The sequence below is a fragment of the Haladaptatus sp. R4 genome, from assembly GCF_001625445.1.
Lineage (GTDB): Archaea > Halobacteriota > Halobacteria > Halobacteriales > Haladaptataceae > Haladaptatus.
In genome coordinates, this window is the sequence record NZ_LWHG01000003.1 from 18219 (window position 1) to 30434 (window position 12216).

The following is a 12216-nucleotide window of genomic DNA, read 5'->3' on the forward strand; positions in this document are numbered from 1 at the left end:
GAAATGTTGAAGTCAAAAGGAATAGTGGACTGACATTCTGATGAGAGACTCGAACGATTACGTTGACCATCTCAGTGACATCGGGGACGGCATCGGGTGTACCGAGATCTGGGAGCATCTGAGTGACCGCCGGGCGGAGGCGGACGCGGAAGCAAACGAAGAGACGGACGAGACCGAGAAGGGAGTCGAGCGATGACGATTCTCGTCACCGGAGGCGACGGCTACATCGGGTGGCCGACGGCGCTCCGAATCGCCGACCGAACTGACGAGCGCGTCATCAGCGTCGACAACTGCGGGCGGCGTCGTTGGTCGAAGAGATCGGTAGCCAGAGCGCGGTTCCGATCGCGACCCCGGAGGAGCGCGTGGCCGCCGCGAGCGACCAGTTGGGGATCACGAACCTCTCGTTCGTCCGTGGCGACCTCGTGGACCGTTCGTTCGTGGACGAACTCCTGTCCATCCACGAACCCGAGACGGTCGTCCACGCGGCCGCACAGCCATCCGCACCCTACTCGCAGATCAACGGCGACCGGGCGAACTACACGCAGCACAACAACCTGCAATCGACGCGAAACCTCCTGTGGGGGTTGAAAGAACACGGGATGACCGACACCCACTTCATCGAGACGACGACGACCGGCGTCTACGGCGCGCCCGACTTCCCGATTCCGGAGGGGGGCGCGACGATGGAGAACGAGGGGGAGCGCGACGACGTTCCGTTCCCGGCGATGGCGGGGAGTTGGTACCACCTGACCAAATCGCACGACGCGGCCAACCTGCGGCTTGCGCACAAGCAGTTCGGGGTTCCGATCAGCGACGTTCGGACGGCCATCATCTACGGCACCGAAACCGAGGAGACGAAGGCGTCAGACGCGTTGAAGACGCGGTTCGACTTCGACTACTACTTCGGCACCGTCGTCCACCGCTTCTGTGCACAAGCGGCCGCGGGCTACCCGCTGACGGTGTACGGGAAGGGCGAGCAACGGAAACCGTTCGCCAGCCTCGAAGACACCGTGGAGGGACTCGCGCGCCTCGCGCTCGCCGACCCTGCCGACCGGGGCGACGATTTCGCGGTGTACAACCAAGTGACGCGAGCCATCAGCATCGTGGAAATCGCCGAAACCATCGATTCGGTCGCCGCGGAGTTCGACTTCGATACGTCCGTCGAACACTTCGAAAACCCGCGCGAGGAGGACGAAACGCACGCGATGGAGATCGAAAACGACCGCTATATGAGTCTCATTGGCGACCAGCGACAGACGTTCGAGGAGGGAGTTCGGGACGTGCTGGGGACGCTCGCTCGCCACAGCGACCGGATCGAATCGCACGAGGACCGCTTCGTCCCCGACGTGCTGTTGGGTGACGGGACGACGGAAGCGAACGCCGAATCGGACTCGGTCTCGGCCGAGTCGGACTGAATTACCGTTTGGACTGGATTACCGTTTTTATCGTTTCCCTGATTGCCCACGAGAGCCGACAGAGTTGTACGTGCCACCGTCGAGTGTCGTCCCGATGACGCTCGACCATCGACGGCAGTTCATCTACGGGCAACTCGGATTGATGCTCATCGCGGCGGCCTGTCTGTCGATTCTCGGGCTACTCGCGGTCGAGACGTTTTTCCTCGTCTCGTTCGTCGGCCTGTTGATGTTGCTGGAACTCACGTCACCCGCACACGTCCGGCCGCGGTGGCAGTTACGACTTCGCTGGATACTGCTCGCGGGACTGGTGGCGTTCGGGTACGTCGTCGCCGTGCACGTTCTGAACGCGTTTTAACGTTCGTTCGGCTATCAGTGATCCCCGTCGAGAATCGCCGTGTACCCCGCCATCATCGACTCGATATCGAACCCGTCGATCATGTACTCCCGAGCGATTCGTCCCCGCTCGGCGAGGTCGGTCCCGGCCAACGATTCGATACCGTCCGCGAGTGCGGTCGGGTCGTTCGGCCGAACGACCCGACGCCGCGAACCAGATCCGAGACGCCGCCCACGTCGGTGCTCACGACCGGCGTCTCGCACGCTTGTGCCTCCCGTATCACCGCCGGTGGTCCCTCCGCCGACCGCGAGGACGAACACGTCCGCCGCGATCAGGAACGGACGCACGTCGTCCTGGTAGCCCGCGAACGTGACGTTCCCCGCGATTCCCCGTTCCGCGACGAACCGCTCGTAGTCGCCTCGTTTCGTGCCGTCGCCGACGAGCGTGAGGTGGTAGGTTCGCCCCTCCCTCGCGTCCAGTTCGGCCACGGCTTCCAGCAGGTTATCGACGCCTTTCACCGGGTCGAGGCGACCGACGTAGACGAGTTCGACGACATCCTCGCGGTCGAAATCGGCCGGTTCCGTCGCGTCCGGCGAATAGTGATCGAGGTCGATTCCCGTCGGGATGACCGACGTCTTTCCCTCGGACGCGAACCGAACCAGTCCGTCGCGGACGTACTCACCCTGTCCGACGACGTGATCCGCGGCCGCGAACGTCAGTCGCCCGACCGAATGGGTGTACAGTTTCGCCACCCAGTCCACGAACCAATTTCCGTAGAACCACTTGACGCCGACGAGGTTGCTCACGACGACGGTGGTATCGACGCCGAATCGACGGCCAAGAAGCGCGCCAACCGAACAGACCGGGTAGAGATAATCGCCGATGACGAGTTCGTCCAGCGTCTGGAATATCCTCCTTCAGCAGGCGATAGAATCCCGGCGTCGGAAGGGTGTAGCGCAGTTCCGGGACGAACCGCGCCGGATAGTATTTCACCGTGATGTTTGGTCCCTCGGGCGGGTTTCCGCGACCCTTCTCCGGATGGTAGAACACCACGTCGTGTCCCGCCGCCGCCAACCGCGGCGCGAGCAGTTGCGGGTCCGGTCTGACCAGCACCGTCGGATTCAGCAGTCCGATCTTCATCTGTCTCCCTAATCGGCGTATCGATAGTCAAATAGGTTCGCTGAAAGTTTCACTGTCCGGATGAATCGAAAATGCTTGCGGTGGGTGCGTGTCGTGCCGAATTTTTCCGATCCGAACACGTCTCGAACCCACACGAATTCCCCGTGCGGGCCGATAGATTCGTAAGTGTCTCCGTCGCGTACTGAACGGACTGTCGATGAATCCTCGTTCCGCCGTTGCCCGTCACCCAGGAGACGTGCTCAAAGTCGTCGTCATCGTCGCGTGCTGGGTGCTGTTGGTCGGCGACGCTCGTGTCGTATTTCGGCGGCCGACTGTCACCGTACCTCCAAGCCGGTGTCGGAATCGTCGTTCTGTCGTTGGCCGCGTACGCGGTTTGGGCCCCGTCACGGCCGTCGTTCCCGGCGATCCGGCCCCTTCTCGCGGCGATAGTTGCTCTGGGCGTGTACTACCGCGCCTCCATCGTTTCGTTTCCCAGTAGCTACCTCGGGATGGACCCAGACAAGTTCGCCACGGTCATGGTCTCCCTGATGGAGACGGGGCGGGTTGCAGGGCTCGACTTTCAGTTCTACGGGAAAGCGCCCACGTTTCTGCTGTCGGGTGCGCTGACCGGGAAGATACTGGGCGTGGGGGACCTCCGAATTTTGGACGTGTACGCCTACGTCTTCGGGATTTTCTTCCCGCTCCTCGCCTACGTCATCGCGCGCCGACTGTGGACCGACCGCGCCGGAATCTACGCAGCGCTGTTGGTCACGGTCGGTGCGACTTCCGTCATGTACGCCGTGATCACTGGCACAGACGCTCGCCGTCGGGTTGTGGCTCCCGTTCCTCTACGTCCTCGGGCAGTATCTCCAGCACAAGCGCGGACGCGACCTCGCGCTGGCGTTCCTCTTCGCCGTCACGCTGGTGTACACGCACAAGATCACGACGCTCCTCGTCTTCGGAGCGGTCGTCGGCAGCGGCGCGCTCATCCTGCTCAAATCGGGTGATTGGCGGGACCGGCCGGTTCGTCGGGCGACGACGCCCTCGACCCTGTTCGTCCTCACGCTCCTCTCGGGCGTGCTCGTCCTCGTCCAACTCACCGTCATCACGGACTTCATCACGGGCGTCATCGGCCGACTGTTGTTGGCACTCCAAGTCGCGTCCGTGACGACGGTTCACGCCGTTCCGAAGGCGGCGAGACCGGTCGCGGCCGGGCCGCTGTACTTCCTGCTTCGTCGGGCGTACGGGCTGTCGTTGGTTCCCCTCGCCGGAATCGCTTGGCTCCTGCTGGCCCGCAAAGCGGAGTCGGACGACGAGTGGACGCTGCTGGCCGGTATCGCGGTCTGTATCGTACTCACCGGAGTCGGTTCCGTGAGCGTCTCCGCAGTGAACCCGTCACGGATGTACTTCTACGTGGAACTGTTGTTGTGCGTCCTCGTCTCGATAACCCTCCTCACGCGATACGCAACCGGGCGGCGACGACGAACGCTCGCGGCCGCCGTCCTCGTGTTGTTGCTGATGTCACAGCTCGTTTCGCCGCTGGTCGTCCCCGACAGTCCGCAGAGCGACCGACAGTATCTCACGGCCGAGGAGGTCGCCGCGAAGCGCTTCAGTTCGCACGTCCCCGCACAAATCGCCACCGATCAGTACTACGCACAGGAGACCGTGAACCTACGAAATCCGGGCGACCAACGGGTGTACGTGGCCGCGGACGAGAACTTGATGAACGACACGGCGTTTCCCGACAGGGACTACGTCGCCTACCGTGAGAAGGCTCGCGTGTATCGACTGTACGGCAAGATGAAAGGCAGGTGGTCGCTCACGTACGATCCCGAGGTCGGGTTGGACCGCCACCGCGACCGCGTGTATGCGAACGGCGGCGTCGTCATCTACGATTGAACGGGCGTCTCGGATAGAAATACGCCGTCGATACTTACGACCGACGTTCCACGGGTGCTCCGACCGTCTGTAGCTTTCCATCCATCCCGTCGAGCATCGCCAGCAGTTCCGTTTTCGAGAGCTCTCGCGCGTCCTCGGACGTGTACTCGCCCGCGAGCGAACGTCCCGCGTCATCGTCGGGCATCGATCCCTCGTTCGGGTAGAGGACGAAGCGGGTGTCCTCCTCGACCGCGTGTTTCACCTCGTCCTCCGAGACGAGTTTCTCGTGGTAGCGCTCGGTCGGCCCGGAACCGACGATTCTCGTCGGGATTTCCTCCGGTCGATGACCGAATTGGGTCGCGTACTTCTCCCGAAGCGCATCTGCCAACGTCCCCAGTTTGAACGCGGGCATCTTGCGGACGGCGACTTCGCCGCCGTCGGTCGCTCCGTAGGTTTCCACGACGAACTCGGCCGCGTCCTCCGGTCGCATGACGAACCGCGTCATTTCGGCGTCGGTGACGGTGATCGGTCCGCCCGCCCGAATCTGTTCGATGAACACCGGGACCACCGAGCCACGTGTCCCGAGCACGTTTCCGAACCGGACACAGCCGAATCGGGTGTCTCGACTGTTCTCGTTCGCTGCGACGGTCAGTCGTTCGGAGAGCAACTTCGTCGCGCCCATCGCCGAGACGGGGTTCGATGCCTTGTCCGTACTGACGGCGATGACGGCTTCCACATCCGTTTCCATCGCGGCGTGAACCACGTTCTCGGTTCCCTCTACGTTCGTCTTGACCGCCTGAAACGGGTCCCGTTCCACGATTCCGACGTGTTTGAGCGCCGCGGTGTGAAAGACGACGTCGATACCGTCCATCGCTTCCACCATCTCGTGGAACTCACGCACGTCCTTGTACGACGTTTTCAGTTGGCGTGGATACTGACGTCCGAGTTTCGTCTCCATCCAGTGGAGTCGTCCCTCGTCGTTGTCGATGACACGAACCAGTTCCGGGCCATCCTGCAACACCCGTCGAACCAGTGCCGAACCGATCGAACCACACCCACCGGTAATGAGCACTCGCTTGCTACTCAGTGTTGTCATATTTTCTCTCCCGATTGTCAAACCACTCACACTAACTTATCGGTTGTGCCCATGCCCGAGACCGCGTTCAGGCTCCGATTTATCTAATTACTACCGATCTGTTCTTGAAATATGTCTCTGTATCGAACATACAATTCCGTCTGCGAGTACTGCTGTTCGACGTGTCGTCTCGCCGTCGATCGAAGTTCCTCGGAATCGCTGGTGACGACGGACGTGATCGCTTCGGCGACTTCACCCGGTTCGTCCCGCGAGACGACGCTTCCGGCGGCGACGATTTCGCGTGCGCCGCCGACATCGGTGGTGACGACGGGCAGTCCACAGGCCTGTGCTTCCATCAATACCGTCGGAAACCCCTCCGAAACCGACGTGAGCACGAGCACGTCGGCCTCGCGGTAGTACTCCCGGACGTTCGACCGAAAGCCCTCGAATCGGACGACGTCGCTCAACTCCAACTCCTCCGCCAGCGTCTCGTATCGTTCGCGCTCCTCGCCGCCACCGACGATGGTGAGGTCGTAGTCGGTACCCGTCTCGTCCCGTAATCGCTTCACGCTTCGAAGGAGCAGCGGGATGTTTTTCACGGGGGCCAACCGTCCGACGAACAGCAGGTTTACCCGTTCGTCCGCGTGCGTTCGTCCACTCACCTTCGTTCGGTTGCGTCCACGTTCCCACCCCTGTTCGCTCGCCCATCCGCATCCTGTTCGTTCACGCCTGCTCGCCTGCCCGCATCCTCCCGTTCGCCCACGCTCGCTCGCTTCCGCTCGCGGCCGTCGGCCGCATCCTCGGTGGCCGTGAAATGGTCCACGTCGATGCCGTTCGGAATCACGGTGATCTTTTCGGCCGGTGCGAACCGCGTCAGTCCCGTTCGCATGTACTCGCCCGGGACGACGAGGTGGTCGCTGAGTGCGAACGTACACCGTCCGACGGTGTGGGTGTATATCGCCGCGATGGAATCGACGACGGACTGTCCGTACGACCAGCGAACACCGACGAGCACGTCCACGCTGACGATACAGGGAGTGCGGAGCAGGGCGGCGAAGAGTGTCGTGACGAGACACGGCAGGTAGATGTAGCTGGTCACGAACGCCACGTCGGCCCGGCCGATCAGCGAGAACAGTTGGGTGAAAAACGACGGCAACGGGATCGGATACCGGACGCCAGGAACGAACCACGCGTCGTAGAACACGTAGTCCGCGTCGTCCACCGTCTCCATCCTGTCCTCGGCTTCCTTCGGGATGACGACGGAGACCCGGTTGCGTCGTCGGCCAACTGCTGGGTCAGCATCTTCGTCTCCGGCCGCGGCGTCTTCGCCGGATTGACGAGCACGAATTCGTTTCCGCCGTCACTATCGCCGTCGATTTCACTACCGCCGTCCTCCCCCCACTGAACCATACCACGGACGACGACGGTTCGGTACAAAACGCTAGGGCGTCGGTACACGCTCGTTTCCGTTGGATTAGACGCTCACGTCCGAGTGGATAACGTAATTCGCGTAGACGTAGAGGAGCACGAGCGGCAAGTAGGCGGCGAAAATCCTGTTCGTGGACGACGACGCTCGCGGCCACCCCGGGTGGAACTCCCAACGCCACGAGTACCGTCGTCCCTGTCACCTCCGTGATTCCGATGCCGCCGATCGAGATGGGGAGCACGGTGACGGAGTACACCAGCGTCGGAATGAGCAGGTAGAGCAGCGGCGACAGTTCCAACCCCTGACTCGTGCTGATGACGCCGAACCGAATTCCCGAGAGCACGACGAACGACAGAAACAGCAACCCCGCCGACTTGACCTTGTTCGGCGAAAGGATGTCGTGTTGCATCTCGGCGGCCGACGACAACAGTTTCGGCGCGCGGTCGGAGATGAACGACGGGAGGTCGACCCACGCCAGCAGGAACACGCCGACGGGAATCGAGAGGTACGCCCCGGCGCTGACGAGCAAGACGAGGGCCAGTCCGCGTTCGAGGTACTGAACCAGCAGGAACAACCCGGCCAGTGCGACGAGGCCGTTTATCGCGGCGATCATCTGCAGTTGGACGCCCTTGATGACGAACGCCCGCCGTAGTTTGATTCCTGTGTACTTGTTCAGGATGAGCGGCGTCGTGGCGAGCGTCCCGAGTCGCGTCGGCAGAAACGAGTTGACGACGAAATCCACCGTATCGACCTTGAATATCGGTAGGAACCGTATCTTCTCGTACTCCTCGTACAGCAACTGCAACGACCGAGACGTGAGGAAGACGGGGAGCACGACGACCGGGACGAGCAACACGAGATAGATTGCTTTCATCTGGAACATCGTTTCGAAGGCCTGTTCGACGGGGAACTTCCACAGCAGGTACCCGAACGACCCGACGGACACCAGCACCTTCAGGACCGTGACGACGGCGCTCCACCGCGAATCCGTGTCGTCGGCGGATTCATCGGTATCCCTCTCCTCGTCGCGGTGCTCGTCGCTGTGTCTTCCCTCGTCGAGTTCTCTCGCGTCGGGTTCTTCCTCGTTCATGAATCACGTTCCTCCGGAAATCATCGGAGATACGACCCCACGAGCGTTCGGGCGATGCCGATGCCGTACCCGAGTTTCGGTTTCTTCGTCGTGCTCGCCTGCCGCCGTTCGACAGTCACCGGTACCTCCTCCAATCGAAACCCGTTTTTCCGTACTTCGACCAACAACTCTACCGCACAGAAGCGCTCTTCGACCCACGAAATCCGGTCGAGGGTATCGATGGTGACCGCCCGAAAGCCGTTGGTTGAGTCGGTGATGGAGGACTTCGTGAGGACGTTGATGAGCGTCGTGAACGCCCAGATGCCGCCGCGACGAACCGGCCCGTTTTCGGAGGAGTCGGTTCCGAGATAGCGTGATCCGATGACGTAATCCGCCTCGTCGGCGAGGACGGGAGCGACGAGGCGTTCCACCTCGTCGCCGCGGTGCTGACCGTCCGCGTCCATCCCGACGACGATGTCCGCCCGTCGTCGTCTGGCGATTTCGAAGCCGGTTTTCAGCGCGCCACACTGTCCCGTGTTGACCGTGTGTTCGACCACCAACGCGCCCGCGCTGCGGGCCGCGCGGGCGGTGCCGTCCATCGACCCGTCCGAAACGACGAGCGGGACGATGTCGTGGTCGAAGAGCGATTCGGGAAGCGATTCGACCACCGCGCCGACCGTTTCCGCCTCGTTGTAGGCCGGAATGACGACGTAGATCGAATTCTCGTCCGGGTCGTCGGAAACGTCCCGAATCGCCCGCTCTCGAATCAGCGAGTTGAACTTCCGCTCGGTCCGGACGCTCCTGCGCCGAAGCAGGACGGCGAAACCGAGCGTGACGACTAGGGCGAGAACGGCCACCAGTTCCGCGGCACCCACACCGCGCAGGAGCGTACCGATTTGCGGTGCGACTGCGACGACGAGGATGACGAACGCGCCGAGCAGCGCCGCTCCGAGTTCGTATCGCTCGAAGCGGGTTCGGTAGCGTTCAAAACCCACACCGAGCACCCCGACGAAGAGGACGAGATAGACTACCCGAGGAATCATCGTTCACCACCAACCACGCACCGGCCCATAACCATTGACAATTATCTAACTATTTCGGTGCGGTAATTCCAAAATTCACGCCCGACAGAAAGATCCGGAATCTGCCAAACCGTTAAGCGACGAACCGTCGTAGCGGGCGGAGATGGCCGACGACATCGAATCACGTGACAAGGTGTTCGAGTGGGCGCGACTCGTCAACACCGACAATCTCGAACTGGGGGAGAACGTGGAGATAGACGACTTCGTGCTGGTGAACGCCGGTGACGGGACGTACATCGGCGACAACTCGTGTCTCCACTCCGGGACGAAACTCATCGGCGGCGGAGAGTTCTACATGGGGAGGAACTCCGTCGTCACGTACAACTGCGTCCTCGTGACCGGGTACCCGAAGTTCACCTCGCACATGAGTTCCGGTGTCCCGGCCGACGAAAAGGACCGGGTTCAAGGGACGATACGCATCGAGGACGAGGTGTTCGTCGGTTCGGGGTCGGTCGTCATGCCCGACGTGACGCTCGGCGAGGGGGCCGTCGTGGGCGCACTGTCGTACGTGGACGAGGACGTGCCGCCGTGGACGATTCGCTATCCGGACGGTACCGAGATGGCTCGTCCGCAGTTCGAACCGTACTGACCGCCGGATAGCTGTTCCGCCGCAAGGGTAATGTTCATCGTCGTTGACAACTGACGCAGAATGGGGGGGAAGATTTCGGTTGCGGAGCCAATCCTGGGGGAGAAAGAACGGGAGAACATCGAACAGGTGCTCGAATCCGGTCGGTTTCTACAAGGGCCGTTCGTAGCATCTTTCGAGGAAGCGTGGGCCGACTACGTCGGAACCGACCACGCGGTCGCGATGAACAGCGGGACCGCCGCGATTCAATTGACGCTGAACGCGCTCGGACTGGAACCCGGTGACGAGGTCGTCGTGCCGAGTTTGACGTTCGGTTCCACGGCGACGGCCGTAGTCCACCAAGGCGGAGTGCCCGTGTTTGCCGACATCGAGCGTGACATCTACACGCTGGACCCGGCGGACGTGGAACGCCACATCAGCGACCGAACGCGGGCACTGCTTCCGGTCCACCTGTACGGCCATCCGGCGGAGATGGACGACCTGCTCGAACTCGCCGAGGAGTACGACCTCGCAGTGGTCGAGGACGCCGCGCAGGCACACGGCGCTCGCTACAAGGGGGACGTCGTGGGCAGTATCGGTGACGCGGGCTGTTTCTCGTTCTACGCGACGAAGAACATCACGACCGGCGAGGGTGGGGTCGTCACGACCGACGACGCCGACCTCGCGGAACGGCTTCGTCTGCTGCGAAGTCACGGGATGCAGTCGCGGGACGAACACGAGATGCTCGGCTACAACTATCGGATGAGCGAACTCAACGGCGCGCTCGGCGTCGCACAGGTCGAGCGCCTGCCCGAACTCAACGCCCGACGCACTCGAATTTCGGAGCGCCTGCGCGACGAACTCGCGGCTGGAATGGCTCCGCCCGGCGACGATTCGGGAATACGTGGACCACGCGTACTTCTGGGCACCGTTCGAGGTGCAGACGGATGATATCGACATGTCGGGAAAGGATGTCTGGCGGGAATTGAGGGCGGCGGGCGTCGAAACGCGCCATCGATACACGAAACCGCTGTACGAACAACCCGTGTTCCGCGAACATCGCGGGTTCAACGGTGAGTTTCCGTGGTCGGAAAACGAACACGAACACGAGTACGACCAGTCGCTTCCGGCCGTCGAAGCGGTCGCCGGGAACGTCATCGGCCTGCCGAACCACCCGAACCTGACCGACGACGAAATAGACCGCGTGGTCGAAACCGTCCGGAACTTCCCCGAGGACTACGCGGTGGGACGATGAGCGCGGACGCCGGAAAGTCGGACTCCGAGGGGAATCCGACGGTCAGCATCACGGGCGCGGGTGGCTACGTCGGCAGTCGCGTCGTGACGACGCTTCGGGACCATCATCCCGAGTGGGAACTCCGCGCGTTCGACAACTTCTATCGCGGCGAGGTTCATCGAATCGGGGATATCGAGGTGGAGTATCTCGACGTTCGACACCGGGAGCGACTCGAATCGGCGTTGGCCGGGTCGGACGTCGTGATCCATCTCGCCGTCCGAGCGACGTGGACTCGTGCCGGGACGACGCCGAGTTCGCGCTGGAGTCGAACGTTCACGGGACGACCAACGTCGCGTGGTTCTGCCACGACTCGGGTGCCGGACTGGTGTTCCCGTTCAGTATGGCCGTCCTCGGCGACCCCGAGGAGTTCCCGATAACCGTGGACGCGACGCGGCGGCCGATGAACTGGTACGGCGAGACGAAACTGGTCGGGGAACGAACCATCGAATCGCTCGCGGCCGGATCGTTTCCCGCACACCTCTTCCTCAAAGCCAACGTGTACGGCGAGCACGCGGTGGGGGGCCGTCGTATCTCACGCGGGATGGTCGTCGATTTCTTCGTCGGGCGCGCGTTCGCCGACGAACCGCTGACGGTCTACGAACCGGGGACCCAAGCGCGAAACTTCGTCCACGTGATGGACGTGGCGGAAGCGTATCGGCGGAGCACCGAGCGGTTGTTGACCGACCTCGAAAACGGGGGAACCGGGGTTTCGAAGTACGAGATAGCGAGCGACGAGGAGTGGACGGTGATGGAACTGGCCGAATTGGTTCGGGAGTCGGTCGCGGACGAGACCGAGAGGGACCCGACATCGAACTGATCGAGAATCCGTCGCGCGACGAGACGCTCGTCGCGGAGGTCTCGGTGGACATTTCCGCCGCGGAGCGGGAACTGGGATGGGAACCGAGCCATTCGATGCGGGACACCGTTCGAACCCTCGTTCGGCGGGGCGAGTGAAAGCC

Annotated in this window: 12 protein-coding genes and 3 pseudogenes; 8 read left to right on the forward strand and 7 right to left on the reverse strand. The window is 62.4% G+C overall.

The features are described from left to right. Positions 1-40: 40 nt before the first annotated feature. From A4G99_RS25595 to A4G99_RS01425, 3 genes and pseudogenes are all read left to right on the forward strand, one after another. Entirely contained in the window at positions 41-196 is a 156-nt protein-coding gene (locus A4G99_RS25595) for a hypothetical protein (protein WP_190303658.1), read from the forward strand. Then, positions 193-1415 (forward strand): annotated as a pseudogene (locus A4G99_RS01420) (NAD-dependent epimerase/dehydratase family protein). The gene A4G99_RS25595 and the pseudogene A4G99_RS01420 overlap by 4 nt, the downstream one beginning before the upstream one ends. A gap of 94 nt (positions 1416-1509) precedes the next feature. After that, positions 1510-1770, forward strand: coding sequence for a hypothetical protein (locus tag A4G99_RS01425; RefSeq protein WP_066138592.1), 261 nt, complete (start codon positions 1510-1512; stop codon positions 1768-1770). 79 nt (positions 1771-1849) lie between these two features. On the opposite strand, the pseudogene A4G99_RS29670 reads toward A4G99_RS01425, so the two are convergent. Continuing rightward, positions 1850-2510 (reverse strand): annotated as a pseudogene (locus A4G99_RS29670) (glycosyltransferase). Further along, positions 2428-2889, reverse strand: coding sequence for a hypothetical protein (locus A4G99_RS26495; RefSeq protein WP_223301552.1), 462 nt, complete (start codon positions 2887-2889; stop codon positions 2428-2430). The pseudogene A4G99_RS29670 and the gene A4G99_RS26495 overlap by 83 nt, the downstream one beginning before the upstream one ends. Before the next feature lie 810 nt (positions 2890-3699). On the opposite strand from A4G99_RS26495, the gene A4G99_RS26500 reads away from it, so the two are divergent. Beyond that, positions 3700-4767 carry a hypothetical protein gene (locus tag A4G99_RS26500; protein WP_223301553.1) on the forward strand — a complete coding sequence of 356 codons (1068 nt, stop codon included), beginning with the start codon at positions 3700-3702 and terminating at the stop codon, positions 4765-4767. Positions 4768-4801: 34 nt separating this feature from the next. On the opposite strand, the gene A4G99_RS01440 is transcribed toward A4G99_RS26500, so the two are convergent. From A4G99_RS01440 to A4G99_RS01460, 5 genes are all read right to left on the reverse strand, one after another. Next, positions 4802-5842 (reverse strand): SDR family NAD(P)-dependent oxidoreductase, encoded by a 1041-nt coding sequence (locus A4G99_RS01440; RefSeq protein WP_082837664.1) that lies wholly within the window; start codon positions 5840-5842, stop codon positions 4802-4804. A gap of 83 nt (positions 5843-5925) precedes the next feature. After that, positions 5926-6483: a glycosyltransferase gene (locus tag A4G99_RS01445; RefSeq protein WP_066138595.1), complete on the reverse strand. Its 558-nt coding sequence runs from the start codon at positions 6481-6483 to the stop codon at positions 5926-5928. After that, positions 6480-7169: a glycosyltransferase family 4 protein gene (locus A4G99_RS01450; protein WP_082837665.1), complete on the reverse strand. Its 690-nt coding sequence runs from the start codon at positions 7167-7169 to the stop codon at positions 6480-6482. Before A4G99_RS01450 ends, A4G99_RS01445 begins: the two co-directional genes overlap by 4 nt. Next, positions 7117-8337: a lysylphosphatidylglycerol synthase transmembrane domain-containing protein gene (locus A4G99_RS01455; RefSeq protein ID WP_223301554.1), complete on the reverse strand. Its 1221-nt coding sequence runs from the start codon at positions 8335-8337 to the stop codon at positions 7117-7119. The genes A4G99_RS01450 and A4G99_RS01455 overlap by 53 nt, the downstream gene beginning before the upstream one ends. A gap of 20 nt (positions 8338-8357) precedes the next feature. Beyond that, the gene (locus A4G99_RS01460) at positions 8358-9359 is read right to left on the reverse strand and encodes a glycosyltransferase (protein ID WP_066138601.1); all 1002 of its coding nucleotides are present in this window, start codon (positions 9357-9359) and stop codon (positions 8358-8360) included. A gap of 142 nt (positions 9360-9501) precedes the next feature. Between A4G99_RS01460 and A4G99_RS01465 the strand changes: the two genes are divergently transcribed. The 4 genes and pseudogenes from A4G99_RS01465 to A4G99_RS01480 all read left to right on the forward strand — a co-directional run bounded on the left by A4G99_RS01465 (position 9502) and on the right by A4G99_RS01480 (position 12211). After that, positions 9502-9987: a DapH/DapD/GlmU-related protein gene (locus A4G99_RS01465; protein ID WP_066138604.1), complete on the forward strand. Its 486-nt coding sequence runs from the start codon at positions 9502-9504 to the stop codon at positions 9985-9987. A gap of 60 nt (positions 9988-10047) precedes the next feature. Further along, a complete protein-coding gene (locus A4G99_RS01470) occupies positions 10048-10914 on the forward strand; it encodes a DegT/DnrJ/EryC1/StrS aminotransferase family protein (RefSeq protein WP_066138607.1) in 867 nt (288 codons plus the stop codon). Positions 10915-10921: 7 nt separating this feature from the next. Then, positions 10922-11218 (forward strand): DegT/DnrJ/EryC1/StrS family aminotransferase, encoded by a 297-nt coding sequence (locus A4G99_RS28395; protein ID WP_255358960.1) that lies wholly within the window; start codon positions 10922-10924, stop codon positions 11216-11218. Continuing rightward, positions 11215-12211, forward strand: a pseudogene (locus A4G99_RS01480) (NAD-dependent epimerase/dehydratase family protein). The gene A4G99_RS28395 and the pseudogene A4G99_RS01480 overlap by 4 nt, the downstream one beginning before the upstream one ends. The last annotated feature ends 5 nt before the right edge of the window (positions 12212-12216 follow it).

Coding starts and splice junctions, on each gene's coding strand:
- A4G99_RS01425 (WP_066138592.1), top strand. CDS start 1,510: ATGACGCTCGACCATCGACGGCAGTTCATCTACGGGCAACTCGGATTG.
- A4G99_RS01470 (WP_066138607.1), top strand. CDS start 10,048: ATGGGGGGGAAGATTTCGGTTGCGGAGCCAATCCTGGGGGAGAAAGAA.
- A4G99_RS25595 (WP_190303658.1), top strand. CDS start 41: ATGAGAGACTCGAACGATTACGTTGACCATCTCAGTGACATCGGGGAC.
- A4G99_RS01455 (WP_223301554.1), bottom strand. CDS start 8,337: ATGAACGAGGAAGAACCCGACGCGAGAGAACTCGACGAGGGAAGACAC.
- A4G99_RS01465 (WP_066138604.1), top strand. CDS start 9,502: ATGGCCGACGACATCGAATCACGTGACAAGGTGTTCGAGTGGGCGCGA.
- A4G99_RS26495 (WP_223301552.1), bottom strand. CDS start 2,889: ATGAAGATCGGACTGCTGAATCCGACGGTGCTGGTCAGACCGGACCCG.
- A4G99_RS01460 (WP_066138601.1), bottom strand. CDS start 9,359: ATGATTCCTCGGGTAGTCTATCTCGTCCTCTTCGTCGGGGTGCTCGGT.
- A4G99_RS28395 (WP_255358960.1), top strand. CDS start 10,922: ATGTCGGGAAAGGATGTCTGGCGGGAATTGAGGGCGGCGGGCGTCGAA.
- A4G99_RS01440 (WP_082837664.1), bottom strand. CDS start 5,842: ATGACAACACTGAGTAGCAAGCGAGTGCTCATTACCGGTGGGTGTGGT.